General features: G+C 58.6%; 19 protein-coding genes and 1 pseudogene (1 of these 20 running past the window's edge). 16 read left to right on the forward strand and 4 right to left on the reverse strand.

Annotation, left to right across the window (positions count from 1 at the left end; translation table 11 throughout):
- Positions 1 to 28: 28 nt before the first annotated feature.
- The 5 genes from A6070_RS15290 to A6070_RS03515 all read left to right on the forward strand — a co-directional run bounded on the left by A6070_RS15290 (position 29) and on the right by A6070_RS03515 (position 8,183).
- Positions 29 to 1,924, forward strand: coding sequence for a PAS domain S-box protein (locus tag A6070_RS15290; protein WP_158515867.1), 1,896 nt, complete (start codon positions 29 to 31; stop codon positions 1,922 to 1,924).
- Positions 1,828 to 3,333 (forward strand): PAS domain-containing sensor histidine kinase, encoded by a 1,506-nt coding sequence (locus A6070_RS15940; RefSeq protein WP_236718919.1) that lies wholly within the window; start codon positions 1,828 to 1,830, stop codon positions 3,331 to 3,333. Before A6070_RS15290 ends, A6070_RS15940 begins: the two co-directional genes overlap by 97 nt.
- A complete protein-coding gene (locus A6070_RS03505; RefSeq protein ID WP_072287083.1) occupies positions 3,323 to 5,050 on the forward strand; it encodes a sigma-54 dependent transcriptional regulator in 1,728 nt (575 codons plus the stop codon). The genes A6070_RS15940 and A6070_RS03505 overlap by 11 nt, the downstream gene beginning before the upstream one ends.
- A gap of 566 nt (positions 5,051 to 5,616) precedes the next feature.
- The gene (locus A6070_RS03510; RefSeq protein ID WP_072287084.1) at positions 5,617 to 6,087 is read left to right on the forward strand and encodes a chemotaxis protein CheW; all 471 of its coding nucleotides are present in this window, start codon (positions 5,617 to 5,619) and stop codon (positions 6,085 to 6,087) included.
- A 110-nt stretch (positions 6,088 to 6,197) separates the two neighbouring features.
- Positions 6,198 to 8,183, forward strand: coding sequence for a HAMP domain-containing methyl-accepting chemotaxis protein (locus tag A6070_RS03515; protein ID WP_072501959.1), 1,986 nt, complete (start codon positions 6,198 to 6,200; stop codon positions 8,181 to 8,183).
- 57 nt (positions 8,184 to 8,240) lie between these two features.
- Here A6070_RS03515 and tsaA read toward each other — a convergent pair whose 3' ends face one another.
- Positions 8,241 to 8,957, reverse strand: a complete 717-nt coding sequence (tsaA, locus tag A6070_RS03520) for a tRNA (N6-threonylcarbamoyladenosine(37)-N6)-methyltransferase TrmO (protein WP_072288121.1) — start codon at positions 8,955 to 8,957, stop codon at positions 8,241 to 8,243.
- 144 nt (positions 8,958 to 9,101) lie between these two features.
- Here tsaA and A6070_RS03525 point away from each other — a divergent pair, with 144 nt between their 5' ends.
- Positions 9,102 to 11,588, forward strand: a complete 2,487-nt coding sequence (locus A6070_RS03525; protein ID WP_072287087.1) for a PAS domain S-box protein — start codon at positions 9,102 to 9,104, stop codon at positions 11,586 to 11,588.
- On the opposite strand, the gene A6070_RS03530 is transcribed toward A6070_RS03525, so the two are convergent.
- Positions 11,585 to 12,025, reverse strand: coding sequence for a (deoxy)nucleoside triphosphate pyrophosphohydrolase (locus A6070_RS03530; RefSeq protein WP_072287088.1), 441 nt, complete (start codon positions 12,023 to 12,025; stop codon positions 11,585 to 11,587). The two genes, A6070_RS03525 and A6070_RS03530, sit on opposite strands and share 4 nt — an antisense overlap.
- 127 nt (positions 12,026 to 12,152) lie before the next feature.
- Here A6070_RS03530 and ubiE point away from each other — a divergent pair, with 127 nt between their 5' ends.
- Entirely contained in the window at positions 12,153 to 12,923 is a 771-nt protein-coding gene (ubiE, locus tag A6070_RS03535) for a bifunctional demethylmenaquinone methyltransferase/2-methoxy-6-polyprenyl-1,4-benzoquinol methylase UbiE (protein ID WP_083558708.1), read from the forward strand.
- On the opposite strand, the gene A6070_RS03540 is transcribed toward ubiE, so the two are convergent.
- Positions 12,905 to 16,129 (reverse strand): YhdP family protein, encoded by a 3,225-nt coding sequence (locus A6070_RS03540; RefSeq protein ID WP_072287089.1) that lies wholly within the window; start codon positions 16,127 to 16,129, stop codon positions 12,905 to 12,907. The genes ubiE and A6070_RS03540 overlap by 19 nt on opposite strands.
- A gap of 53 nt (positions 16,130 to 16,182) precedes the next feature.
- Positions 16,183 to 17,058: an RluA family pseudouridine synthase gene (locus tag A6070_RS03545; protein ID WP_072287090.1), complete on the reverse strand. Its 876-nt coding sequence runs from the start codon at positions 17,056 to 17,058 to the stop codon at positions 16,183 to 16,185.
- Between the two features lie 223 nt (positions 17,059 to 17,281).
- On the opposite strand from A6070_RS03545, the gene smc reads away from it, so the two are divergent.
- The 9 genes and pseudogenes from smc to tyrS form a co-directional block, all read left to right on the forward strand.
- The gene (smc, locus tag A6070_RS03550; protein WP_072287091.1) at positions 17,282 to 20,809 is read left to right on the forward strand and encodes a chromosome segregation protein SMC; all 3,528 of its coding nucleotides are present in this window, start codon (positions 17,282 to 17,284) and stop codon (positions 20,807 to 20,809) included.
- 9 nt (positions 20,810 to 20,818) lie between these two features.
- Complete coding sequence (locus A6070_RS03555) at positions 20,819 to 21,178, forward strand: roadblock/LC7 domain-containing protein (RefSeq protein WP_072287092.1); 360 nt, start codon at positions 20,819 to 20,821, stop codon at positions 21,176 to 21,178.
- Positions 21,179 to 21,524: 346 nt separating this feature from the next.
- Positions 21,525 to 22,625, forward strand: coding sequence for a signal recognition particle-docking protein FtsY (ftsY, locus tag A6070_RS03560; protein WP_236718907.1), 1,101 nt, complete (start codon positions 21,525 to 21,527; stop codon positions 22,623 to 22,625).
- Between the two features lie 59 nt (positions 22,626 to 22,684).
- Positions 22,685 to 22,876, forward strand: a complete 192-nt coding sequence (locus A6070_RS03565; RefSeq protein WP_072287094.1) for a cell division protein ZapB — start codon at positions 22,685 to 22,687, stop codon at positions 22,874 to 22,876.
- Positions 22,873 to 23,175 (forward strand): cell division protein ZapA, encoded by a 303-nt coding sequence (locus A6070_RS03570; RefSeq protein ID WP_072287095.1) that lies wholly within the window; start codon positions 22,873 to 22,875, stop codon positions 23,173 to 23,175. The genes A6070_RS03565 and A6070_RS03570 overlap by 4 nt, the downstream gene beginning before the upstream one ends.
- A 409-nt stretch (positions 23,176 to 23,584) precedes the next feature.
- Positions 23,585 to 24,172, forward strand: coding sequence for a 5-formyltetrahydrofolate cyclo-ligase (locus tag A6070_RS03575; protein ID WP_072287096.1), 588 nt, complete (start codon positions 23,585 to 23,587; stop codon positions 24,170 to 24,172).
- A gap of 63 nt (positions 24,173 to 24,235) precedes the next feature.
- A pseudogene (rny, locus tag A6070_RS03580) lies at positions 24,236 to 25,689 on the forward strand (ribonuclease Y); the annotation flags it as partial.
- Between the two features lie 147 nt (positions 25,690 to 25,836).
- Positions 25,837 to 26,619 (forward strand): TIGR00282 family metallophosphoesterase, encoded by a 783-nt coding sequence (locus A6070_RS03585; protein ID WP_072287098.1) that lies wholly within the window; start codon positions 25,837 to 25,839, stop codon positions 26,617 to 26,619.
- A 76-nt stretch (positions 26,620 to 26,695) separates the two neighbouring features.
- Positions 26,696 to 26,873, forward strand: partial view of a tyrosine--tRNA ligase gene (gene tyrS / locus A6070_RS03590; protein WP_072287099.1) — the 5' end (the start) only. It continues 1,049 nt past the right edge of the window; only the first 178 of its 1,227 coding nucleotides appear in the window; the start codon lies at positions 26,696 to 26,698; the stop codon falls past the right edge of the window.

Consider the following 26,873-nt stretch of genomic DNA (forward strand, 5'->3'; position numbering starts at 1 on the left):
CTGTCCCGCCGCAGCTTCAGCCGGCGATTTGAACATCCTGATGCTGCACTCCTATCATATCGAGTACGACTGGACCCGTGACCAGCATGCCGCATTTGTCGGGACCCTGAAGCAGCGCGCCCCACAACGGGAAATTTCCTTTTTTGCCGAATATCTGGACACCAAACGCAACCTGTACACCCCGGATTACGCCGCCTTTTTTGCCGAGTATCTGAAAAAAAAATTTCTCGGCTACCATCTCGACGCCATTTACGTCACCGATGACAACGCCCTGTCTTTGCTGCTTCGCTACCGGCAGGAACTGTTCCCCGGGGTACCCGTGGTGTTCAGCGGCGTCTGCAACCTCTGGCCGGGCAAACCAGGCAAAACCGCCCTGTTGGACGGAGTTTACGAGCGCAAGGATGTGGCGGGCAACGTGCGGATTGCCAAGGCCATCGACCCCGGCCTGAAAAAGCTCTACTTTGTCGGTGATGGCGGGCCTTCCCATAATTTTATCGCCAGGCAGGTAAAGGCGGAAATGGCGAAACATTTTCCCGGCTTAGCCTATGAACTGGTGGCCGACCGTTCCCTGTACAAGTTGCGTGGCAAGCTTGCGGAAAAAGTCGAGGGAACCGTGATTCTCACCACCCTGGGGGGATTGCTGAGCCCCGATGGCAGTACCGTGCCGATCCCGGCGGCGGTTGCGACTCTCGCTGAATCGGGCAAATTCAAAATTCTGACCATGGGGTCCAATTATCTGACGGAAGGGGTCATTGGCGGCAGTGTGGTGGATGGTTTCGTTCAAGGACAGGCCGCCGCGCATGTTCTGCTCCGGCAGGTGCTCAAGGAATCCCCGGCGGTTGATGGCAAAGGGTTCGCAGCAACCCGCCATGTGTTTTTTTACCCCGCTCTTCAATCCTGGAAGATTTCACTCAAGGACCTGCCCGGCGACAGCGTTATCATCGACGGGCCGGCGCGGACCATCGGCCAGCACACCCGGCTGCTGCTCGGAGGGCTGGTGTTTGTGCTTTTGCAGGTCCTTCTGCTGGTGCTGGTGCTGCCCCGCCTGCGATCTCTCAAGCTGATCCGGCAGGCCCTGTACTGGAGCGAACGGCGCTACCATGCCGTGGTCAGGGTCATCAACGATGCCGTGATCGGCATCAATGACAAGGGCTGCATCGTCATTTTCAATCCCGCTGCCGAAAAGATGTTCGGCTATGCCGAGGAAGAAATCCTTGGCAAACCTCTCGATGGTTTGCTGCCGGAACGCTTTCGCGACCGTCACCGCAGCAGACTGGCCCGGTTTTTTTCAGGAGACCCCGTTTCCGATCTTCTCGGCCAGAATGTCGAACTGCCCGCGTTGCACCATAACGGGGAGGAGTTTTATGTCGAGCTGTCCCTGTCCCTGATGCACCAGGGAAACAGGGTCAAGGTGATCGCCGCCCTGCGCGACGTCACCGAACGCAGGCGCGCAGGGGACGAGCTGCGCCGCAGCGAAGAGCGCTATCGGGCGTTGGTCCAGACCCAGGTCGAAGCCGTTTGCCGCTGGCTTCCCGACACCACCCTGACCTATGTCAACGAGGCCTATTGCCGCTTGTACAAAAAACGTCCCGAGGAGTTGCTGGGGCAAAAAATCGTCGAAAGAATGTCAGCCTGCGAGCGGACCGCTATGGAGGAGCACATACGGCTTCTGATCGCCCAGCCCGGCACCCTCTATCATGAAACCTCGATTCCGCGGGGCGATGACCGCTGCCTCTGGTATCGCTGGAGCAATACCGCCATCGTTGGGGAGTTGGGGAGGTGGTGGAAATTCAGGCTGTCGGCCTGGACATTACCGAACGCAAAAAGGTGGAGGAAGAACTGCGGGAAAGCGAGTCGCGATTTCGCGATACGGCTGATCTGCTGCCTCAGTCGGTTTTCGAGACAGATATTGTCGGGCGGCTGACGTTTGCCAATCGCGTGACGCTGGAGATGACCGGATGCAGCGACGAAGATCTGGCGCGAGGAATCAGCGTCTTTGACCTGATGGCCGGATCGGAACGCGAACGCCTGGTGCGGGACTTTCAAAAAGTGCTTGCCGGCGAGACGGTCAATGCCAGCGAATGTCTGATCGAAGCGCGCAACGGCTTCCGGTTCAAGGTGATGATTTCAGCCTCACCGGTGGTGCGTAAAAACCGTATCATCGGAGTGCGCGGCGTGGCGGTGGATATTTCCGAACGCATCGTCGCCGAACAGGCACTGCGACAGAGCGAAAAAAAATTCAAGCGTCTGTTCCGCGAATATCAGGCGCTGCTCGACGGCATACCCGACCCGATCGCTCTGATTGCGCCGGATCGTACCGTAGTGCGCACCAATCGCGGTATGGCCAACGCTCTTGGGCTTGCTGTGCAGGATATCCCGGGGCAAAAATGCTGCGCTTTATGGAACAGCGATTGCTGCGCGGAGGAGCAGTGCCCGGTGCTGTCCTGCTTTCGCACCGGTGCCCCGCAGAAAAAGGAGCTCAGAACCCGGGACGGCCGCAGCTGGGAGGTGCGGGTGTTCCCGGTCCAGGACAAAACCGGCACCACCGTGCAGGTGATCCGTTATGCCAGCGACATCACCCGCCAGATCCGGCTGCGCGAGGAGTCCCTGCGCACCGGCCAGCTGGCATCCCTCGGCGAATTGGCTGCCGGGGTCGCGCATGAAATCAACAATCCTATTAACGGTATCATCAACTATGCCCAGCTGCTGGCCGACAGTCTCGATATCGCACGGGAGGATCATGAGATTCTCAAGGGTATCATCGACGAGGGGGAGCGGATTGCCAACATTGTACGCAACCTCCTGGCTTTTGCGCGGACCCGCAAGGAGCATAAGGACCGCATGAACTTGTGGGATGCCCTGGCATGTTCGCTGGCATTGACCGAATCCCAGCTGCGCAAGGACGGCATCCGGCTGCAGCTCGACGTGCCGGCCGACCTGCCCGAGATCATTGCCCATGCCCAGGAAATCCAGCAGGTGATCCTGAATCTGCTGAGCAATGCCCGCTATGCACTGAACAAGAAGTATCCCGCTGTTGCCCCCGACAAGATCCTGAGCATCAAGGCCAGTCCCTGCGAGAATCAGGACGTTCCGTCGGTGCGGATAGATTTTCACGATCGCGGCATCGGTATCCCCGAAGGCGTAAGGCACAAGGTCCTTGCCCCTTTTTTCACCAGCAAACCAGCCGGGGAGGGAACCGGGCTTGGACTCAGCATAAGCCATGGCATCGTCAAGGATCATCAGGGCGAAATCCTTATCGATAGCCGTGAGGGGCACTTTACGACCGTTACCCTGATTTTTCCCACAGCACCCGAGGAAAACCATGAACACTGATGTCGAAGTTTCCGGAAGAATTCTTGTTGTCGATGATGAAAAGTGCCTGCGCTTCAGCTTTGAACGCTTTCTCAGTGCGGAGGGATACCGGGTCTCCACCGCGGCCGATTTCGAGGAAGCACTGGGACAATTGCGAAACGGGAAATTTGACCTGATATTTTCTGACATCGTGCTTGGCGGGCATAGTGGCATCGAGCTGCTGCGCATCCTTCGGGAGCGCGATCAAAACACCCCGGTGATCATGGTGACCGGTTTTCCCAATGTGGAGACGGCCAGCGAGGCCGTTCGTCTGGGGGCCTATGATTACATTTCCAAACCGGTCGTCAAAAAGGACCTTCTGCAGGTGGCGCGATCCGCCCTCAAGTACAAGCGGGCCATCGATCGGGAATCCGAAACCCGTACCAATCTCGCCGCTATTTTCGAGAGTGTCCGGGACGGTCTGGTGTCCGTCGATTGCTCGGAGGTGGTAACCGACTTCAACGGTGCCGCGCGCAAAATCTGTGGATTGGCGGAAGACGACCGCGGTGAAAAAATCGGTTCCTTGGCCATGCTCTGTTCGGGGCGATGCCGCGAGCTTCTGGACCGCACCCTCGAGCAGCGCCGTCCCCTGACCCTGGAGCGCATGACCTGCGAGCACCTGGAGCGCCCCGAGCAGGTGGTGTCCCTGTCCACGGCTCCTTTGCAGAACCGCGACGGAGATTTTTTCGGAGCGGTCATGGTCATTCGGGACGAGACGCGGCTCAACGATCTCGAGCGCAGCCTCAATCAGCGGCAATCCTTCCACCGCATGATCGGCCAGGGTCGCAGAATGCAGGAACTTTACGGTTTTATCGAAAACCTCGCCCAGGTGCCCTCCACGGTACTGATCCTTGGCGAGAGCGGCACCGGCAAGGAGCTGGTAGCCGAGGCCCTGCACCTTTCCGGTACACGCAAAAAACGTCCCCTGGTCAAGGTCAATTGCGCAGCCTTGTCCGATACGCTGCTTGAAAGCGAATTGTTCGGCCATGTCAAGGGTTCCTTCACTGGCGCCATCAAGGATCATGTCGGACGGTTTCAGAGAGCCGACGGCGGAACCATTTTTCTCGATGAAATCGGCGATATTTCGCCGCGCATGCAGTTGCGGTTGCTGCGGGTGCTGCAGGAAAAGGAGGTCGAGCGCATTGGCGACGCCACCCCCATCAAGGTGGATGTGCGCATCGTTGCCGCCACCAACCAGGATCTGGAGGAAAAGGTGCGCCGTGGCGAATTCCGCCAGGACCTCTATTACAGGCTCAAGGTCATTACCATGCAACTGCCTGCATTGCGGGAGCGCAAGGAAGACATTCCCTGTCTGGTGGATCATTTCATCCGGCACTACAACCAGGAGTTGGGACGCAATCTGCAGGGGGTCAGCGCCGAAGCCCTGCAGGCCCTGCAGAATTACGACTGGCCGGGCAATGTCCGCCAGCTGGAGCATGCGGTGGAGCATATTCTGATTCACTGCATGGAGCCGGTCGCGACCCTCCATCACCTGCCTCAGGAGGTTCTGCAAGCGCGTCTTTCGACGTCGAAACCTGATGGCGAGCCGGAAAATGATGAACGGCAGGCTATCCTTGCGGCGTTGCGGAAAACCGATTGGAACAAAGCCAAGGCTGCCCGGCTTCTCGGCATCGACCGCAAGACCCTGTATCGCAAAATTGAGAAATTCCAATTACTCGATCCCGGAGAGGTTGCATAGGGGGCTTCTCCATGTGGACGCATTGGCTGACGCGCAGCAGCACCGGCAAGCTTGGCGGTTGACGTTTCTTCGGTGTTCTGGCATTTCGTCTCCCGGTAAGGGCCGGCTTCGGATGGCTTCACGGCCCGCTGCGGAAAGCCAGTCCGGTAAACATGCCCCGGAAGTGGGGCGGTTGTCCCCGCCAGGTGCCCCATGCCTGCCCATGTTATGGCAGCAAGAAAAGCTCAGACGCCTGGCATCTGCGCGAAGGGCGCGTTGCGCAGGTTGTCGTTGTCGGGAGGCGCCGCCATGCAGGTGCATGGGGCACAGCGGATCCAGGCAAGAGGGCATGTATTTTGCAGCATTCGGGTAGCTTCCATTGGAGATCGCGGAAGTGTCGAGCGCTGACGGGGGCCTCCTCGATCTGCTGCCGGTCGGTTGGCGGTGAGAAAAGCGGGACACCGCCGACTGTTGGACAAGGCATGGCTTTTATCCTTTCGATGAACTGCAGCACCGGTCGTTTGGCGGCATCATCGAAGGTTTTTACCTGACCAAAAATAACAGGACGAAGGGAGTGGTTTCAAACAATGGACAATACGGTGCGCAAGGAAGACGGTTTCGGTTTTGTCGAAGAGGATACCCAGAAGGACAAGTACCTCACTTTTTCTCTGGCGGATGAAGTCTATGCCATTGATATTTGCTATGTAACCGAAATTATAGGCATTCTGAAAATAACCAAGGTTCCGGACATGCCCTCTTTCATCAAAGGCGTGATCAATCTGCGCGGCAAGGTCATTCCGGTGATGGATGTCCGCGCCCGCTTCGGTCTTCCCGCTCGTGAGTACGATGAGCGTACTTGTGTCGTGGTGGTCAATGTCGTGGACAATGCCATGGGGCTGGTGGTTGACCGTGTCAACGAGGTTATGGACATTCCGGCGGGGCAGGTTGAGCCTCCCCCGGCCAGCAAGGGGTCGGGCAGAGGCAAATATGTCAAAGGCATCGGCAAGGTCGAGGATGAAGTGAAAATTCTGCTTGACGTGGAGTGTCTTGTGGACTGAAACATGGGGGCTGTCCGGCAATTAGCGGTGCCCGGTCGAAGGGATGCATCGGGTTCCCTGGCGCGCATCGATGACCGACGGGCAGGATCTGGGGTGAAAAGGGGGAGACGATGGAATGGTTCAGAAATTTGAAAATCAGCGGCAAGTTGGGCCTGGCCTTTACGCTGCTGATTCTGCTGATGGCGCTTCTGGGGTGGGCGGGCTACATGAATGTGGTCAAGGTTGCCGGCCAGATGGAGCGGTTTTACCAGGTGCAGTTGCCTTCGCTGGATTATCTGCTGCAGGTTGATCGTGACCTTCAGCAGTTGATGGTCGCCGAGCGTTCCCTGTTGGCGACCGCTTCGGCCGATCCCCGTTTTGAAACCCTGGTCCAGCAATACGAGGAGAATCTCAAGCAGTCCGAAGAGCGCTGGGGGCTTGCCAAGGCACTGCTGCCCGCGGAGGCGACCGGCGCCATCTGTGCCCGCTATGAAAAAGCCCGGCAGGCGTGGAGCGCGTCATCCCGGCAGGTTCTGGACTATTGTCGTCAGGACAGTCCTGAAGCCAGACAGAGCGCCCTGGCCCTGAGCATGGGAGATGCGGCAAAATTGTTCGAAGACATGCGCACCCCCATCGATCAGCTGACGGAACTGCTGGAGACAACCGCCGCGCGGGAAGCGGAGGCTGCCCGGCAGCGGGTTGGCGTTACGGTTTTATATACGCTGATTCTGTTTGCCCTTGGTCTGTTGGTGGCGGTCGGCGGCGGATGGTTTTTGAGCCGGGCGATCATCGGGCCGTTGCGCCGGGCGCTGAACCTGGCGGAGGAGATCGCCAATGGCGATCTGAGCCACCGATTGCATATGAAGCACAAGGATGAAACCGGCCGACTCGGCCATATGCTGGATGTCATGGCGGACAACCTGACCCGGCATGCCGAGCTGGCCGAAAAAGTCGCCAGTGGCGACCTCTCCGCCGAGGTCAGCCTGGTTTCCGACCGTGATCAGTTTGGCAAGGCTCTGCAAACCATGACCGCGCGTCTGAGCGAGCTGGTCCTGCAGGTGCAGACGGCCGTCGGGCAGATCAGCGTCGGCTCCGAGCAGGTGTCCGGCGCCAGCCAGACCTTGTCCCAGGGTGCTACGGAATCGGCCGCCTCGCTGGAGGAAATTACCGCCTCCATGACGCAGATGGCTTCCCAGACCAAACTCACTGCACAGAATGCCGAACAGGCCAATTCCCTGTCCAAGGGATCGCGCAACGCTGCGGCGCGTGGTGACAAACTGATGCAGGAGCTGGTCGAGGCGATGTCCGAGATCGATCGCTCCGGCCAGGATATCAACAAAATTATCAAGGTGATCGACGAGATTGCCTTCCAGACCAATCTGCTGGCGCTCAATGCCGCGGTCGAAGCGGCCCGTGCCGGTCAGCATGGCAAGGGATTCGCCGTGGTGGCCGAGGAAGTGCGCAACCTCGCGGCGCGTAGCGCCAAGGCCGCCAAGGAGACCGCTCAGCTGATCGAAAATTCAGCGGAAAAGACCCGCAACGGCAACTCGATTGCTGACAAGACGGCGGCCGCATTCAAAGGAATCGTGGCCGGAGCCGCCAAGGTTACCGATCTGGTCGGCGAGATTGCGGCAGCCGCCACCGAGCAGGCATCCGGAATTGAACAGGTCAACCGGGGTCTGGATCAGATAGACCGGGTTACCCAGCAGAACACGGCGCACGCCGAAGAAAGCGCGGCGGCGGCTGAAGAACTGAGCGGTCAGGCTGGCCAGCTCAAGGAACTGGTCGGGCGTTTCAAGGTGCGTGGCGCCGCCAGGTCGTTCCTGCCAACCGGCAAAAAACTGCCGCCATCAAGGTCGGGCCAACTCCTGATCGAGACATCCGCACAGAGCGGCAAACCAGCTCGGGAGGAATCCCGGATGCGCAGTGCCAGCAGCACGTCAACCCGAAATCAGCGGCCGCAGGGTACGGCCAGGGCCGCGGCGGTTACCGAAGTACCCGCCAAAAAGGCAACCGATACCAGGACCGTCGTAGCACCTTTGTCGGCCAATAAAAAGCAAGATCTGAAGCCGGAAGAAGTCATCGCACTCGACGATACGGAATTCGGCCGCTACTGATACTGCAGTTGCGGCATTTGATCCAGGGGTCCTCCATGCGGAGTGACCCCTGTTTTTTTATGGAATGCTTTTTTTTATGGAAACCACCAGGATTCGCTGTCCTTCTATCTGCCACTGCACTTCCAGATCGAACAGGCGCATGCCGAAAGATTGCCGCCCAGGGCGGTTGGCGTAGTAAGCCGGCCGCGGGTCGTTTTCGAGAACCTGGCGAATCAATGTTTCAAGGCGGGAGTGGCCGATGTTTTCGGCCGTATGGCAGAAGGCTTGCGCCTGTGGCGCGAAATCGATGCGCAAGGATGAGCGGTCAGGCGCTTCGGAGGCAAAACTGCCTCGCGCATCGGGCAGGGCATCGGCATAGGGGAGGTAGGGTTTGATGTCCACAACCGGGGTGCCGTCAAGGAGGTCGACTCCGCGCAGATGAAGGACCGAACGCCCCTTTTCCAGGTCGATCCCTGTCAGTTCGACAGCGGACAGGCCGATGGGGTTGGGCCGAAACGGGGAACGGGTGGCGAAAACGCCGAGCCGTTTGTTGCCTCCCAGTCGCGGCGGGCGGACAGTCGGTTTCCAGCCGCTGTCCAGGTGCGCGTGAAAAACGAAGATCAACCAGATATGGGAGAAGTCTTCCAGTCCCCTGACCGCCTCCGGCATGTCGAACGGCGGCAGCAACTCCAGCGTGGCGCAGGCTTCGGCGACGAGCCCGGCCTGGCGCGGGATGCCGAACTTGTCCGGGAAGCAGGAATGAATGAACCCGATAGGCTGCATGGGAATAATCATGCCGGTTTTCATATCACGAACGGGCACATCAGGACAGGAAAAAACGGATGGCCTTCAGCTGAAAATATTTTTATGGGGTTCGGCAAATCATGATATACAATGATCACAACTTATTTTTACCGGGGGCAAGCTGAAGGGACGTTCATGACACGGATTGTAGCTTCTGGCCGGAATTTCAAACAGAAAATTGAAGATCTCGAATGGCAGGATCATGTTTGTTATGTTTATGATCTGGACCAGGAATGGCAGGAGGCGGCGAGCGGTTTTCTGGCGGCGGGGCTGACCCGAGGAGAACGCGGCTGCTGTCTGCTCCCCGCGGGATTCTGGACGGGCCAGAAAACGCGTTGTGCCGATGACGCCATTCTCTTTCAACGGGCCATGGAAAAAGGATGCCTTTTGCATCCGCATGATGAGGATATGCTGGTCGCATGGCTGGCAGATTTGCAGGTTTTTTTCGAGAAACTCAGGGCGCATTGTTCCGCTGCCGGGTTCACGGGCTGCAGGTGCATTGTGGATATGCACTGGTTGCAGCGTTGCGGAATCCCCGAACAGGTACGTGGTGATTTTCTGTTGTGGCTCAACCAGTCGATGGCGGACATGCCGCTGTTGGCTCTGTGCGGCTATGCCCGGCAGCATGCCGCGCCTGCCGAATTGCAGGTTGCCTTTGCTCGGCACAGCTATGTCTGCCATGCCGGCCATTTGCTGCCCGGCGGCTTTGGCATGGAACCAGGATACGGTCATGCGAGGCGCCTGGGTCTGTCGATATCAAAGGGGCGTCGCCCATTCCGGCGAGGTCCGGTACTGGACGCAATTTTCAAGGCGGCGCCTTTCGCTCTGTGGATACTGAATCGGAATCGGCAGGTCGTATTCGTCAATCAGCAGGTGTGCGATACGCTGGGTGTTTCCGAAGAGCAGATCCTCTCCGGCGCCTGGCTGCCTGCAGCAGGCGCCGGAGAGTACGGCACGTTTTTCGGCATGCATGATCCAGCGGTGTATGAAGCCGGGGGGCCGGTGGAAACCGAGCTGTCCCTGATGCACGCCGATGGTTGCCTGCACGATTATCGGGTCATCCGCACCCGGGTGATGGGAGATGATGGACAGATCGAAGGCATTCTTGGCCTGGCTCTGGATATCACCGATCGGAAAATAGCCGAAAAGCGGCTTCGTCAGAGTGAGCGACGTTTCCGGGATATTGCCCTTGAGGTAGGCGACCTGATTTGGGAAGTTGGGCCAAACTGGCGCTTTCGCTATCTTTCGGAAAAGGCAAAAGACATCCTTGGCTACGAGGCGGACAGGCTGGTCGGGCGATCTCTTGCCGAACTTGACAATGCCGCACCGCAGGAAACCTGGCAGGTTCTGTTTCGTGCCCTTGAGACAGCCCCGACCCGGTTTCGTAATGTCGAAAAATGGTGGCAGACTCCGGATGGAAGACAGCGCTGTCTGCTGCTCAGCGGCGTACCGGTCATCGGTGAAGACGGTCGGCCGGGCGGGTTCCGCGGGGTGGCGGAGGATATCACCGAGCGCAAGCAGCAGGAGGCTAATCTCAAAAGAGCCCTGTGGCAAGCCGAGGATGCCCGTGATAAAATCGACAGTATCCTGCGGTCCATCACCGACGCTTTGATTGTTGTCGACAGCGGCGGCCGTTTCGTCATGCTTAATCCCGCGGCTGAAGATTTGTTCGGGACCACTGCGGAACAAGCGCTGGGGGCCTCAGTGTATGCACTTTGTCCGGGCAGCAATGTCAGCGACGCCATACGTCGATTGATGGCGGACGTGGCGACGGGTTCAGCCGTGGATGAAATCTGCCTGGCCTGGCCTGCCGAATCGGCCCGGCGGCAGACTTATTTTAAAGCCCGGGCCTCGCAGGTTCGCAATCTGCAGGGAGACGGCCCGGGGGTTATCGTCCTTTTTCAGGACATGACCCGCGAGCGGGAAATGGAGCGGCTTAAAACCGAATTCATTTCCACCGCCGCCCATGAGTTGCGCACGCCCCTGACTTCCATCATGGGGTATCTCGAGTTTTGTATGCATCCGGAAGAATTTGGCGGTTTTCCAGATGCACAACTGCGGGAATTCATGGCGGAAATCTACGACAAGGCCGAGGTTCTGGAGCGCATCGTCTCCGATCTTCTGGATATCAGCCGCATGGACGCGGGAAGGGAAATCCCCCTGATCATGGAAACGGTTGACGTATCCCAGGTCAGCCGCAAAATCCTGCAGCATTTTCAGTTGCAGTTTCCGGCTTATCGGTTTGAGATGGTTTTTGCGCCGGAGATCAGCCACCGGGTTCAGGCCGACCGGCAAAAGCTGGTGCAGGTTCTGGAAAACCTGGTGAGCAATGCCGTGAAATATTCCCCCGAAGGTTCCGTGGTCAGAGTAAGCGGAGCTTCCGAAGGCACTGCCTATCGGATCTCGGTGTGTGACCGGGGGATCGGCATGACGCCGCAGCAGATCGCCAGGATGTTCGAAAAATTTTATCGTGCCGTTGATCTCAACAGCGGCGTACGTGGTCTCGGGCTCGGCATGCATATCGTCAAGCACATTATCGAGCGCCACGGCGGCACCATCGCGGTTCACAGCCAGCCCGGCAAGGGAACCGAGATTATCGTCAATCTGCCTTTGGGTGGTTAAGGGCGGGTCTTGAGCATGCTGTCGAGGGCGGCAATGTTTCCGCAAACGGGTTTCCGGCAAGCAAGGCGTTCAAAAATCGGTTGATCCGCCTCCAGCATGGGGTAACGGCCGCTTTCGCCGGGGTGAATCCAGCGGTGATCCTCCACTTCCAGGTGTTGCAGGGTGCCTTCGAGCCAGCGGCATTCGTAGGCCAGGATCAGAACCGGACCCCAGTCGTAGCGGTGGTACACCACGTCAAAAATCCATTCCACCGACGCTTCGATCCCCAGTTCCTCGCACAATTCCCGCCGCAGGGCGCACTGTGGCGATTCATTGCTCCGCAGCTTGCCGCCGGGCAGTTCCCACAAACCACCATGGGGTTTGTGCGCGGGACGGCGGGTGATCAAAACGCGTTCCTGCTGCCTCAGGATGGCTGCGACAACGATCAGTGGCTGCATGCTGGGCTCCTTCTGTCCGGTCGGGGCAAGCGACTGTGGCTCCGGTTTTTGCCGGCTGGTTTTATTGGCCCGTGCTACGACACGACATGATCGCATCGCAGACGGCCGCAGACAACAGGAATGACCTATGTCCAATGACTATCGGCCGGGGATGGATACCCGGCACTTGTTCGACCGCATAGCGCCCCGCTATGATCTGCTCAATCGGTTGCTATCCTTCGGCATCGATCGTCGCTGGCGGCGCGCCGCGGTGCAGGTGCTGGAACTGGCCGGCAATGCCCTGGTCCTGGATGCGGCCACCGGTACCGCCGATGTGGCGCTGGCGATTGCCGCGGCACATCCGGCCGTCAGGGTGGTCGGCGTGGATCTGTCGGCGAATATGCTGCGTGCCGCCGCCGCCAAATCCGGCCTGCTGGCGGAGCGGATCCGTCTTTTGCAGGGATCCTGCGAGAATCTGCCCTTGCGCGCCGAGCTTTTCGAGGGAGCGGTCATCGCCTTTGGCATCCGCAACGTTCTCGATCGCGAGGCGGCCCTGCGTGAGTTCTATCGTGTGCTGAAGCCCGGAGGTCGCCTGGCGGTGCTGGAGTTTTCCCGGCCGCCTGGCTTTTTGCTGGGCCGACTTTACCGTTTTTACAGCCATTGGGTACTGCCGCGTATTGGCAGTCTTCTTTCCGATGGCTCCGCTTATCGCTATCTTCCTGATTCAGTCGAGGTTTTTCCTTCCCGATATGCGTTCATGCGCCTCATGGAGCATGCCGGGTTTCGACAGGTGTGCCATTGCGACCTGACCGGCGGCATCGCCACTCTTTACAGCGGCTGCCGCCCGCTTCACGATCCCCTGCGGGAAACCGGGATGGCCGAGACGCCGAACTGTCCCGGTCAGGGCTCTCCGGTCTGAAACAGTTCCCCCACGTCTTCGATAACCTTGCCAGGCAAACCGAGCACTCTTTGAAAGATGCCCAGCACCTTTTCCGAGACGGAGGTGACGGGGATGGCATCGACGTCGGGATCCCCGCTCGGTCCGCTGATGCGAAAATGTGCCGTAATCAGGGCTTTGCTCTCGCCGGTCAGGATCCATCCGGCCAGGGGGATGCTGGATACGATCTTGTCCACGGTGCCGAACGGTTTGACGCCCATGACCAGGTTCAGACGATCTTGACGCAGGTCCCAGTTGCCCACCAGGGAAAGGTTCATGGCATTGCTTTCCACGATCAGATCCTCCGTTTCCAGGTGTCCCTCATCAAGACGCAAGGTGGCATCCAACCGCTTGAAGGGCATGCCTTTCTGAGCCATGTCCGGCAGTCGGAAGGAGAAGATCTGTGAGACGTTGAGCAGTGAAAAAACCTTGGACAAAAAGGAAAACCTGTACAGCACGCCGTTCTTCATCCGGATGTCGGCCCCACCTTTTCCACGGATCAGCAGTTCGGGGCCGGCAGGCCCCTGCAGATAAAAGGCACCGTCCATCGATCCGCTTATCAAGCCGGGGTTTCTCAGCAGATCGGCTTGCAATTGACCCGCATCGACACCGCTCAGATTTCCCGTAAGGGTCAACAAGGGCGTCGTTGATGCGATGCTGTTGTCAATCAGGATGGCACCGTTTGCGGATCCCGCCGCCAGTCGGCATCTGAGCGGGGAAATATTGACCCTGTTGTTTTCGGCCACGATCATCCCCCTGGCGTCGGAAAAACGCAGGTTGCCATATTGCCCTTCGTCGACCGACGCGTGGATTACCAGTCGGCTGGGGTTTTGGCGGACGGCGGGCCCGTTCGACAAAGACTCGTCCCACAGCGCCAATACTTCATCGATGGAGGCCTTGCGGGCATGGATGTTCAGTTCGCCATGGTTCGGAGAAAAGGTCTGATGACCGCTCAGGTGAAATTTCCGCCCGTTGTGCAGATCGAAGCGGATATTTTCATAAAGGATGTGCTGCCGGTCAAGCACCATGATGCCGTCGAGATTGCGAAATTCCACCTGTCCGCCGGAAAAGATCAGCTCATCGGCACGCAACCGCGGTGCCCGGACATGCAATCGCAACGCCGCTTCGGCAAGGCCGTTTAAAGTGCCGCTGAGCAAAACTTCTGATTGACCGAGGCGGGCTTTGACGTCACGGAACCGGCATTGATGATTCTGGAGATTGAAGCTGCCGTTGATGTTTTGCAGTTCGGATCGCAGTCCCGGCAAGGTCAGGCGCGCGTCGGAGACCACCATCCGCCCGTTAAAGGCTGGGGCCGACAATGTTCCGGAAAGGTTTCCGTTCAGGGAAGCTGTGCCCGTGAAATGCTGTGCTGCAGCGCCCGGAAACAGCTCGGCGACTTTTTTCAGGTCCGTCGGAGAGAGCTGCAGTCGAAAATCCAGAGGCAGCGGCTTTGCGGTACCGAGGTGTCCTGAAAAATGCAGCGTGAAGGGGGCCACGGTCAACAGCCCTTTTTCGATGTTCCAGTTATCCGCAAGCTGGTGCGCGGAAAAACTCAATTTGCCCGGCTGCCCCCCGCTTTTTTTTATGCGGTGCTGCAGTTCGATGCTGCAGCCGCTCAGGTCGGCCCGCACCTCGGCCTGCAATTTGCCAGGACGGCCGGCAACCGAAACCCCCAGGCCGATAACTCCCCCCGCTTTGCCGGGCCATACGTGGGCGGCAGACAGGTGCTGCCAAAGTTTTGCTGCCGGCGCGGTCCATCCTGCCGTCAGCGTCAGGGTTGCGGCGTCGCTGAACAGCCGGTCGGCCCTGCCGGAAAAGACTAGCGGGCCGGCCAAAAGCGAAGCCGTCCCCTGGCTGACATCCAGCCGCCCATCCTGATACGTGAGGCTGCAGTTGACCTCTTCGAGGGGAAGGCCGGCCGCCAGGTCGAGGCGGGCCTTCCGCAAGGTGAGCCGGGCGTGGGTGATGGGCAGCGGCGCGTCGATCTGTCTGAATCGATGCAACGGACCGGCGAGCCGCAGGTGATCGATCTGGAGTGAGCCCTGTTCGAGATTGCCAGGCAACAGGGACCGTTGCGGTGCTCGAAATTCCTCGGGTAGCCATTGCCGGAGTCGGGGCAGGGCCAGCGGCGGACTGGCAAAAGTCCCTTCGAGCCAGGGTTGTTTTTTGTCTCGCTGGAGGGAGAGACGGCCCTGAAGGTGGAGCTGATCGAGAGATAGCTTCAGATCATGGATGGCGGCAAGTTCGTCCGTAAGTATCCAGATGCCTTCAGCGGCAAATTTTTGCACGGAGCGCGGCTGACGGTAATGTTTCGGCCAGTCGAGAGCTATCTTTTCCCCCTCCACGCCGGCGGAAAAATGCATCCCTTCAGACAGGGACCCGCTTGCCCGAACTGTCAGGGCGGCTGTTCCGGTCAGCTTCAGGCTGGCCGGAGGCAGGTGAATCCAGCGCGCGAATTCCTCCAGGGCGAGGTTTTCCAGCTGCAGCTGCAGCTGGCCCTGGGCTGTTTGCCAGTTGCGCAGGTCCGGGTCCAGCGCAAGGCGTCCAGAACCATTGAAATGAGCGATGCCCTGCTGCTGCATGAGCCGGGCTTCGATTCGAATTTTACAGGAACGCCCGCTTGTCAGATGGCGCAGTTTGAGTTGCACGGCATCGATATGTGCCGGCACGGGCGCGGACCGGGAATCGGCATGGCGGCTGGCAAGCGTCAGCTGTCCATCGACGATGGTCAGATTTTTTACCTGTACTGTTTGCAACAGGGTGGACAAGAGATTGAAAAGCTCCCCGTCGCCGGGCTGCTCGAAAGAGAAACCCTGCAGCTGGAGATGGGGCTTTTCGAGCACCATGTCGTCGAATACGACTTTGCCGGACAGCATCGGCAGCAGCCGCGGTTTCAGAAAAAGATGGGAAATTTCGCCGACCGCTGCGGACCGCGATGCCCCGATACGTACATCGCCGAGGTCGAAAGCCGGGCCCTTGTGCCAGATAAGGGCTGTGGACCCGATGCTGACCGGCTGTCGCAGAGCCAGGCTCAGCCGCTCGGCGAGAGACTGTCGGTAGGCATTCAGATCAAACGTCGCCAAAAATAAGCAAACCCCGCCGGCAAAGAGCAGACTCAGCAGGCCGGTCAGGGACCAGAATGGGTGACGGCGGAACCAGGAGGGAGCTGTTGACCGTTGTTTGGGCATGGATCAGGTTTCCGGTGGCCGAGCGACAGGCACTGGCCGTTTTTCGCGCTGTATCAGGCTGGTGAAGGCGGATCGATATGCAAGCATCGCAGAATGCAAAGCAGCTCTTCAGGCAGAGGTGCCGTTACGCAGTGATCCGGCATGCCGGTTCCGGCGGGCCAGGATAATTGCCCACAATGCAGAAACAGCCGCTCCAGGCCGATCAGTCCGGATCCACCGTAACGGCGGTCTCCATATACCGGCCAGCCAGCGTCGGCACACTGCTGGCGGATCTGGTGCTTGCGGCCGCTCAGTAATTCGAGTTCCAGCAAGGCTGCATCGCGGTGACGTCCCAACACCCGGAACCGTGTCGCAGCATGTTTGGTCTTGTCCTGAACCCTGACCGCACTGGTCAGCATGCCGGTTTCCGGTGGCATGCCGCGGACCAGGGCCAGGTAAATTTTGCTGCACGGACCGGTTTGCAGAATCCGCCCCAACTCGGCGATGGCCTTGCGGCCTTTGCCGAACAGAACCGGCCCCGAGGTTCCGACATCGAGGCGATGAACCGGCGCGACCATGTAAGGGGCCTTGCGGTATTGCATCCAGGTTCGCACGCGTGCGGTCAGGTTATCCTGTTCGTGGCCTGCGCTGCTGTGCACGGCAAGCCCCGCAGGTTTGAATACCGCCAGGAAAGTATCGGCTTCCAGTAAAATCTCCAGAGGCGGCAGGTCGGTGGAACAGAGCTTACGGAGTCGCTCGCTGTCAGGTAGATGCAGTGTTTCACCGCCGTGCAGGAAATGGTCCTCAGCTAAGGCTTTTCCGGCGTATTGCACCTTGCCGCGACGCAGCAGCTGACGCAGGTAGGCACGGGGTGCGCCCGGAATGCGCTTCTGGAGAATGGCGAGAACGGTCTTTCCGGCATCCTCGGCGGTGACAGGTATCATTATCATAGTCGCTCATCATAGCCGTTGTCGATTGTTCAGACAAGAGTTCATCTTGGTTCTCCCAGCGTTGCAGCCGACCGGAGGGCGAAGTGTGACAATCCGTCATGACGGGGTATGGTCGGTTGTCAAAATCCCTCTTGGCAAACTGCTTTACATGGCTCTTGGGGCTTGTTAACATGGCGCGCTATCAATCAGTGCTTTGTCCGGAGAGGATTGTCCACCCACGCGTATGCAGATCAAACGCATAGAAATCGCTGGATTCAAGTCGTTTGTCGATCGGGCCACCCTTGATTTCGGTCCAGGTATAGCGGCTGTGGTCGGGCCCAACGGCTGTGGCAAAAGTAATGTGGTCGATGCGATTCGCTGGGCGCTGGGGGAGCAGAGTCCCAGGAATCTCCGCGGTCGGGCCATGGAAGACGTCATTTTTGGCGGCAGCGAAAGCCGCAAGCCGGTCGGCATGGCCGAGGTATCGCTGGTGTTTGTCAACGAGAAGGGGCAGGGGCCGGCCACGGTGCGCGATTATGCCGAGTTTATGGTAACCCGCCGTCTTTTCCGCAATGGTGACAGTGAATATTTGCTCAACAAGACCCCCTGCCGACTGCTGGACATTTCCGAGTTGTTCATGGATACCGGAATCGGCGCCCGGGCTTATTCCATTATCGAGCAGGGCAAGGTCGGCCAGATTCTCAACGCCAAGCCGGAGGACCGGCGATTTCTCATCGAAGAGGCTGCCGGCGTCAGCAAGTTCAAGGCGCGCAAAAAGACCGCCCTGCGAAAGATCGAGGCTACCGGGCAGAACCTGCTGCGGCTGCGCGACATTATCGGAGAGGTCAAACGTCAGCTGGGCGGCCTCAAACGGCAGGCTCGCAAAGCTGAACAGTATCGTGCGTTCCGCGAAGAAGAGAAGCAGATCGAGCTTTGCTTTGCCCGCCGCCATCATGCGGACCTGGTTCGCAGCGGCCAGCAGCTGAACCAGCAAGAAACCCTTGCTGAACGACGGGTAATGGAGTTGGAGAGCCGTTTTCAGCAACATGAACTCAAACTTGCCGAGCTGCGGCTGGTGCAGGCCGCATCCGAAAGGGATCTCAGCCAATGCCAGGAAGGGGTGTTTCACCTCAATGGGGAGCTGCAACGGGTCGAGGCCCGTCTCGAGTATGTAGCACAGGCGCTTGCGAATCTCGACCGTCAAAAAGAGCAGTATCGGCAGCAAAGTCTGGCTCTGCAGCAGCGTTTACTGGAGATCGGGGTTGAAGAGACCGCTCTAAAGGAGGTCGCACAGTCCCTGTCCGAAGAGTTGCAGGAGCGGTCCCTCGTCATGGAGAGGGAATCAGCCATTCTCGAGGAGCAACTGGCTGCGGAACATGAAGGCATGACGGCGCTGGAAGAAGCCCGAAGGGCGCTGTTCGAGGGGATGACCGCCTTGTCACGCAGCCGCGCTGATCTGGAAGACGCGGATCGGCGACTGCAGGGGCTGGAAGAGCGGATATCATGGCTGCGGCGCGAGAAAATCCAGTTGCAGGAGCAAAGAGCGGCTGTCCAGGAAGTCCTGGTAGGCGGTGAACAGGAACTGGAAAACCTTCGCGGGTTGCTGGACGGCCTGGAGCGGGATCTGCAGAGCAGCCGCGAACAGTCCCATCTGCGACGCCGACAAATGGAGGATAACGAGCAGCAACTGCTGGAGACGCAGGAGCGGCTTGGGGAGTGTCGGTCCAGGCTGCGGTCACTGGAGCAGATGGAGCGTAACCTCGAGGGCTGCGGTGCCGGCGTCAAGCTGTTGTGGCAGGATCCGCGCCTGCAGCATCATCTGGTTGGCATGGTTGCTGACCTTATCGAAGTACCCGCCGCGTATGAAGTGGCTGTCGGGGCGGTTCTGGGGGAGCGCCTGCAGGCGCCGCTGCTTCGACAGGTCCAGGATGCCCTGCTTGCCCTGGAGATCCTGCGGGATGGCGGCGGACGTGCCAGCCTTGTATTGCCGTGCGGCTCTTCGGCCGCCGGGCCACAACGCGCAGCGGGCATTTGCCTGTCCGAGCTGGTGGTTATCCGCGAAGATGCTGTCTCCCAGCTACGGTCATTGTTTGATGACGCGTATCTGGTGGATGATCTGACCCCCTTTCTGGGAACGGTTTTGCCAGAAGGCGTGGTTCTGGTTACGGCTGCCGGCGATCGTCTGGACCATCGCGGGGTGGTGCACGGCGGTGCCCGTACGGAAATGGGGTACCAGCTGCTTTCCCAGAAACGCGAGATCAAGGATCTGCGGGCCCGGCAGAAGATTCTCGAACAAAATCTTGGCGTTTTGCGCGATGAGCGAAACGAGCAGAAAAGCGCATTTGAAATTGCTGAACAGATGCAGGAGGCCTTGCGCGAGGAGCTTCACGCTCAGCAGCTGAAATGCGCGGAACGGGAAAAAGACCTGGCGCGGGCCGCTCAGGAGTTGGCCCGCCTTGATGAGCGCCTCGAGGTTGCTGCCTTCGAAGATGATCAGGTTGAAAAGGAACGTTGCGCTTTGCAGCGGCGGCGCGGTGAAGCCGAAATTCTTTGCCGGCAGATTGATGCTGGCCGCCTGGAGCAGGAATCGGCCGTTGCCCGGAGTGAGGAGCAGCTGCGGATATCGCGCCGGGGTCAGGATGCTCTGCGGGAAAAGGTGACGGCGCTCAAGGTTTCTCTTGCCGAGCTTCGCGAGCGACTGGAAGGCGGGCGGCGCCAAAGTCAGCAGCTTTCCGAAACCGGCCGGGATGTTCAGCGTCAGCTGGACCAGTTGGAGCAAGGTCGCTGTCAGGCCGAATCAGAAGTCGAAAGTCTTCAGGACGAATTGAAGCAGCTGCAGATGACATTGGAGGCATTGTATCAACGCCAAAAGGAACAGCAGTCGCGCCTGAATCGGCTTAAAGATGTTGCCGAACAGCAACAGCAGCAGATCGTGGAGCAGGATGAATCCCTGCGGACCGTGCGCGGCCAGCTGCAGCAAGCCCGGGAGGATCTCTCCGGGTTGCAGATGCGGGGGCGGGAAGTCGCGATGGAGATCAGCCACCTGCGCCAGGACATCGCTTTCCGATACCGTGTCGAACTGGCTCAAGAAACAATGGAGGAAACCGACGGCAATTTTCACCCCGCGGCCGCGGAAGCACGTCTCCTGGAATTGAGGCGCAACATCGAGACCATCGGCGAAGTGAACCTGACCGCTATCGATGCCTATCGCGAACTGGAACAACGCTGGGAGTTTTTATGCCGGCAGGAAGCTGATCTGCAAGGGTCTCTGGACGGACTGCACGCCGCCATTGCCAAAATCAACCGCACGACCCGCAAGCGGTTTCGCGAAACCTTTGATCAGGTCAACGCCATGTTTCAGCAGATATTCCCGCGGCTGTTTCTGGGGGGCAGGGCGGAGTTGACGCTGACCGACGAGCAGGATCTGCTCGAGGCTGGAATCGAGATCGCGGTGCAACCCCCCGGCAAACGGCTGCAGAATGTCGGTCTCTTGTCCGGCGGGGAGAAGGCATTGACGGCCATTGCCCTGATTTTCGCCATTTTTCTTATCAAGCCATCACCGTTTTGCGTGCTGGACGAGGTCGATGCTCCGCTGGACGAGGCCAATATCCAGCGTTTTAATGACATGGTGCGCGAAATGTCGTCCAGATCGCAGTTCATTGTCATAACGCATAGCAAAAAAACCATGGAAATGGCCGATATTCTTTATGGTGTGACTATGGAGGATCCCGGTGTTTCCAAACTGGTATCCGTTCAGCTAAACGATTATTGAGGATTTGCGATGCCTTTTAAAACAGTTCTCAGGGATCTTGTGAACAGCGTTCCCGGTGCCAGGGGTGCCATTATCGCCGACTGGGAAGGCGAAGCCGTGGATCAGGTCGGCCCCATGGACGAATACGACCTTCGGCTTGTCGGCGCCCACAAGGGCATCATACTCGGGAATCTGAGAGTCATGCTCGACCGTATCGGTAACGATGATCTGCGCGAAGTGATAATTTCTACCCGTGACACTCAGACCCTGGTTTTGCCGATCACCCCCGATTATTTCCTGGTGCTTGCCGGGTGCCGGAATCAGTTGCTGGGTCGCGCCCGTTTTGCCGCACGCCGCTGCGTGCAGATCCTCAGGCAGGAAATTGACTGACCGTTTTGTCCGGGCCGGGGCATGTGCCCGCAAGTTCAAGGAGTGAAAGCATGGAAATGTTCGCCCGTTGTGTCGCCTGGTTGACCGAAGTGGCAGTTCGCATGGGGGTGCCCGAGCCGTATGGCAAACTGATCGGCCTGGTTGCATTCGGTACCGGTTTGGTCCTTCTGGCCGGGGTCGGCGTGGGGCTGTTGCGTTTGTTGGTCAAACGTCCGCTCAAAAGGGGCAAGCGCCCCGCGCCGGTGGTCGAAGAGCCGGTGGTCGAAGAGCCGGTGGTCGAAGAGCCGGTGGTCGAAGAGCCGGTGGTCGAAGAGCCGGTGGTCGAAGAGCCGGTGGTCGAGAGCCGGTGGTCGAGGAGCCGGTGGTCGAGGAGCCGGTGGTCGAGGAGCCGGTGGTCGAGGAGCCGGTGGTCGAGGAGCCGGTGGTCGAGGAGCCGGTGGTCGAGGAGCCGGTGGTCGAGGAGCCGGTGGTCGAGGAGCCGGTGGTCGAGGAGCCGGTGGTCGAGGAGCCGGTGGTCGAGGAGCCGGTGGGCCTGCTGCAACGTATGCGGAGCGGTTTGGCCAAAACCCAGGCTTCTCTGGTGGGGCGCATCGACACGCTACTGCGCGGCCATCAGGGCGTCGATGCCGAACTGCTGGAAGATCTCGAAGAGATATTGATTACCGCCGATCTGGGGATGAAAACCACCCAGCAACTTATCCAGTCGCTGGAAAACCGCCTGGATAAAGGTCAGCTCAAGGATTCCGCAACCTTGCGTGCCGCTCTCAAAGAGGAAATCCGCGCACGCCTCGCCAATGAAACGGCTCTCCTGGATACCGAGAGCGCCAAGCCCTTCGTCATCATGGTTGTGGGGGTGAATGGCGTCGGCAAGACCACCACTATCGGCAAATTGGCCCATCAGTTCGCACGTCAGGGTAAAAAGGTATTGGTCGGCGCGGGCGATACCTTCCGGGCGGCGGCTGCCGAACAGCTTGAAGTGTGGGCAGAGCGCGCCGGCGTTGAGGTGATACGTCAGGAGTCCGGGGCAGATCCCGCGGCCGTTGCTTTCGACGCGATCAAGGCTGCCCGGTCCCGCGCTGCCGACATTCTTTTGCTGGATACCGCAGGGCGGCTCCACACCAAGGTCAATCTCATGGAGGAGCTCAAGAAGATCCGCCGGGTTCTGGAGCGCGAAGTGCCCGGCGCGCCCCATGAAACCCTGTTGGTGGTGGATGCAACCACCGGACAGAATGCGCTGGTACAGGCCCGTCTTTTCCAGCAGGCCGTGGCGGTGTCCGGGCTGGCTTTGACAAAACTCGACGGCACGGCGCGAGGCGGTATGCTGGTCGCCATAGGAGAGGAACTCGGTCTGCCGATTCGTTATGTGGGTATCGGTGAAGGGATTGACGACCTTCGCCCCTTCGACGCGGAAGTGTTTATAGAAGCTCTTTTTTCGCAGGACGGATAATTTCTTGACTAAAGGGTTCCCTCTTTTCTAAAATCACCTTTTACTGAGCAGAGGTAGCTGTGGATTTGACTCTGATAATTCAGTTGGAAAAAAGAATTGATCAGCTTCTGGCGCGCAAGCAGGCGCTGGAAGAGCAATGCCAGCAGTTGCTGGCGGACAGGGATCGCCTTCTTCAGGAGCGGGAGCGTTTTGCTTCCGAAGTGGATCGGATTCTGGCCAAGCTTGATGGACTGGATCAGGAGGTGTCTTGAAGCACGCTGTCCAGGTTACGCTTTTGGGCCAGCAGTACACCATCCGAAGCGCGATGGCGCCGGAAGAGGTTTGTCGGGTCGCCGATTTCGTAAACGAAAAAATCGCCGAGGTAATGGCCTCCAGCAGGGCGGTCGACACCTTGAATATCGCGGTCCTGGCCCTGCTCAATGTTGGAGAAGCGTATCTGCGGCTTCATGACGCCGTACAACATCAGGACGACAGTGCAAACGCGCGGTTGCGGGATCTTGTGGCACGTCTGGAATCGACTTGCCCCGATTTTCTGACGCGCGAGAGTTGAAAGTTTTGCTGCTGTATCCGGGCGGCATCAGGGTTTCCTTAGCGGGAGGCCTTGAAAAGGCGCGCTGCGCCAGGTCATCTCTGTACGGAGATTTTAGATAGATCCGGTTGGTTGATGCTTTTACAAGATCCTGAGTAGCCAGCAGGTGTCTTGTCTGTGCGGTTATCAGAATATCCAGGCGCACAATGCGCTTTTGTGTTTCTTGCAGTCAATTCAGGCGCGCTGTTCCGGGCGGGAGAAGGGGTCTTTCGCCTTTTTTCGATGGACAGTCGAAGGATAGCCCCGGTTGCGGCGGGGGTGAGATTTGCAAGAAGCCTTTTCTGCCAGGCCGGGCAAGCATGATCCATCCTTGCCATATCTGATCTGAATCCTCCCTAACAGAGGTTGCCGTTTCTGCGGGATCTCTGCCATGCCCAAAAAATCGCTTCGCAGCATCATGCTGGCTCGTCGAAAACATCTGGCGGCGGAAGTCTGTCTCAGTCATAGCATCCGAATCCAGCGGCGGCTCGTAATGCTCGATGTCTTCAAATCGGCATGCTGCGTAGCTCTGTATAGTCCCATTTTTAATGAAGTATTCACCGAGGAGGTTTTTCATCAGGCCCTGCGTGCGGGCAAGGTTGTCGTTTATCCAAGGGTCAGAGGAGAGTCTCTCGATTTTGTGTCGGTATCTTCGCCCGCGGAATTTGCGCCGGGGGCGTTTGGAGTCATGGAGCCGACCGGATCGCATCTGATTCCACCCTCTGCGCTTGATCTCATTCTGGTGCCCGGCGTGGCTTTTGATCTGTTCGGCAATCGCCTCGGTTATGGCAAGGGATTTTACGACCGGGTTCTTTGCCTCGGGAGCCGTTCGGCAATTTCTGTGGGGCTGTGTTATGAAATGCAGTTGCTTGATGAACTTCCTGTTGAAGATCACGACGCAGGCCTGGACCTGCTGATCACCGAGGAACGGGTGTGCCCCTTCACCCAGTCCGGACGTCGTTTGCTGCAAGAAACATAAATTTGAGGAGGTAGTGTCTTGAGTATAGAAATTCAATGGCTGGGAATAGGCGCGGCCCTGGTGGTGGGTGCCTTTTGCGGCGCGTTTTTTCGTCGCAAGGTAGCTGCCACGCAGTTGGCCGAAGCCAGGCGCATGGCGGACCAGATTCTTTCAGAGGCCACCAAGGAAGCGGAAATCCTTCGCAAGGAAGCGGAAATTCAAAAAAGGACGCCCTGCTGGAGGCCAAGACGGCCTGGGAGCAGGAGGCACGAGAGCTGCGCAGGGAGTTGCAGTCCCAGGAGAAGCGCCTGCTGCAGCGTGAGGAAAATCTCGATCGCAAGGTTGCCCAGGTTGATGCGCGGGATGACGAGGTCGGACAGCGCGAAAAGCGACTCGTTCAACAGGAGGGGCGCATCCGTACTCTGGAAAAAGAGGTCGAAGGGATTGTGCGTCAACAACGTGAGCGCCTCGAGGAGCTTGCTGGCCTGGGTGCCGAAGAGGCCAAAAAGCAGTTGATGGAGCAGATGGAGAGCGAAGCTCGGCACGAAAGCGCCAAGTGGATCAAGCAGATCGAGGACGAAGCCAAAGAGACTGCGGACAAGAAGGCCCAGGAAATCCTGGCTCTGGCCGTTCAGCGCTATGCCGGCGATTTTGTTGCGGAAAACGCGGTCAGCGTGGTGCCCTTGCCCAATGATGAAATGAAGGGTCGTATCATCGGCAGGGAAGGCCGCAATATTCGCGCTATCGAGGCGGCCACCGGCATCGACCTGATTATCGATGATACACCCGAGGCCGTTATTATATCCGGGTTCAACCCGGTGCGCCGCGAGGTGGCCCGGCTGGCTCTGGAGCGGTTGATCGGGGATGGGCGCATTCACCCGGCGCGTATCGAGGAAATGGTGTCGAAGGCGACCCAGGATGTCGACAACGCCATCCGGGAAGCCGGAGAACAGGCCACCTTCGATGTTGGCGTCCACGGCATCCATCCTGAAATCATCAAACTGATCGGTCGTCTGCGCTACCGCACTTCCTATGGTCAGAATGTGTTGCAGCATTCGATTGAAGTCGCGTTCCTGTGTGGCATTATGGCTGCCGAACTGGGCGTCAACGTCAAGCAAGCCAAACGCGCGGGCCTGCTGCACGATATCGGTAAGGCCGTCGACCATGAAATTGAAGGATCTCATGCTGTTATCGGCGCCAACCTGGCTCGCAAGTATGGAGAGTCTGCCAAGATTGTTCACGCTCTGGCCGCACACCACGAGGATGAAAAACCCTCGACGGTTCTGGCGGTTCTGGTGCAGGCGGCGGATGCCCTCTCCGGCGCGCGCCCCGGGGCCCGTCGTGAAATGCTGGAGACTTACGTCAAGCGGCTGCAGGATCTGGAGCGCATCGGAACGTCTTTCCAAGGGGTTACCAGTTGCTTCGCCATTCAGGCAGGGCGTGAAATTCGCGTCATGGTGGCAAGTGAAGAAGTTTCGGATGTCCAGTCCCACACTCTTGCCAAGCAGATTGCCCGGCAGATTGAAGAAGAAATGACTTATCCGGGGCAGATCAAGATCAATGTCATCCGTGAAACCAGGGCGGTTGAATTTGCCAAGTAACGGTTCGCTGCGACGGATATCGACAGGTAGCCTGTTAACGACAGGCTTGTCGGCAAGGCGCATGCCGGGAGGAGAACGGGGCTTTTGAATATTCTGTTTATCGGAGATATAATCGGGCGGACCGGAAGACGTGCGGTGGAGAGCCGATTGCACACCCTTGTCGATTCACGGCGGGTCGACCTGGTTGTGGCAAATGGTGAAAACGCTGCCGCCGGATTTGGCTTGACGGCCAATATTGCCGCCGAATTGTACGATCTGGGCATTGATGTCTTGACCTCGGGCAATCATATCTGGGACAAGCGGGAAATTTATGATTATCTCGACAGGGAGTCCCGCCTGCTGCGCCCTGCGAATTATCCACCGGGTCTGCCGGGTCGTGGCTGTGGCGTCTATACTACGGCTGCAGGCCTTGAAGTGGGTGTCCTCAATCTCGAGGGGAGGGTTTTCATGAACAATCTGGATTGCCCTTTTCGCTGTGCCGATCGGGAAATTGAAAGCCTGCGACGGCAGACACCGATCATTCTGGTCGATTTCCATGCCGAGGCCACCAGTGAGAAAGCCGCCTTGGGTCACTATCTCGACGGTCGGGTGTCGGCGGTTGTCGGCACCCATACCCACGTGCAGACTGCCGACGAAGGCGTGTTGAGCAAGGGAACCGCCTATATCTCGGACGTGGGGTTGACCGGCAGTCGGGATGCCGTGATCGGCATGCGTAAAGAAGAGGCCATTGACCGGTTCCTCACGCAGTTGCCGGTGCGTTTCGAAGTGGCTAAAAAGGATCCGATCCTGTGTGCCGTGCTGATCAGTGTCGATGAAACAAATGGCAAGGCCCTTGAGATGCATCGCATTATGGAAGACTGCGGCTAATCACGGTGTCTTCGCTGGTGGGGCAAATGCCGGCGATCAAAAAGAAGTTCGTCCCATTCAATGAAAAGGTAGCGATATGAAGTCGGTTCAGGAACAAATGGCCATCATCCGGCGCGGTGCCGTGGAGATTCTGGTCGAAAGCGAACTCGAGCAAAAACTCAAGAAGTCCGTCGCGACCGGCGTGCCTCTGAAAATCAAGGCAGGCTTTGATCCGACCGCTCCTGATCTGCACATTGGCCATACGGTTCTGATTC

Origin of the sequence: Syntrophotalea acetylenica (assembly GCF_001888165.1) — a bacterium.
Classification (GTDB): Bacteria; Desulfobacterota; Desulfuromonadia; order Desulfuromonadales; family Syntrophotaleaceae; genus Syntrophotalea; species Syntrophotalea acetylenica.

What these genes read in the sequence shown, in the direction of transcription:
- A6070_RS03505 (WP_072287083.1), top strand. Translation starts at nt 3,323, where the DNA reads ATGAACACTGATGTCGAAGTTTCCGGAAGAATTCTTGTTGTCGATGAT.
- A6070_RS03510 (WP_072287084.1), top strand. Translation starts at nt 5,617, where the DNA reads ATGGACAATACGGTGCGCAAGGAAGACGGTTTCGGTTTTGTCGAAGAG.
- A6070_RS03515 (WP_072501959.1), top strand. Translation starts at nt 6,198, where the DNA reads ATGGAATGGTTCAGAAATTTGAAAATCAGCGGCAAGTTGGGCCTGGCC.
- tsaA (WP_072288121.1), bottom strand. Translation starts at nt 8,957, where the DNA reads ATGATTATTCCCATGCAGCCTATCGGGTTCATTCATTCCTGCTTCCCG.
- A6070_RS03525 (WP_072287087.1), top strand. Translation starts at nt 9,102, where the DNA reads ATGACACGGATTGTAGCTTCTGGCCGGAATTTCAAACAGAAAATTGAA.
- A6070_RS03530 (WP_072287088.1), bottom strand. Translation starts at nt 12,025, where the DNA reads ATGCAGCCACTGATCGTTGTCGCAGCCATCCTGAGGCAGCAGGAACGC.
- ubiE (WP_083558708.1), top strand. Translation starts at nt 12,153, where the DNA reads ATGTCCAATGACTATCGGCCGGGGATGGATACCCGGCACTTGTTCGAC.
- A6070_RS03540 (WP_072287089.1), bottom strand. Translation starts at nt 16,129, where the DNA reads ATGCCCAAACAACGGTCAACAGCTCCCTCCTGGTTCCGCCGTCACCCA.
- A6070_RS03545 (WP_072287090.1), bottom strand. Translation starts at nt 17,058, where the DNA reads ATGATAATGATACCTGTCACCGCCGAGGATGCCGGAAAGACCGTTCTC.
- smc (WP_072287091.1), top strand. Translation starts at nt 17,282, where the DNA reads ATGCAGATCAAACGCATAGAAATCGCTGGATTCAAGTCGTTTGTCGAT.
- A6070_RS03555 (WP_072287092.1), top strand. Translation starts at nt 20,819, where the DNA reads ATGCCTTTTAAAACAGTTCTCAGGGATCTTGTGAACAGCGTTCCCGGT.
- A6070_RS03575 (WP_072287096.1), top strand. Translation starts at nt 23,585, where the DNA reads ATGCCCAAAAAATCGCTTCGCAGCATCATGCTGGCTCGTCGAAAACAT.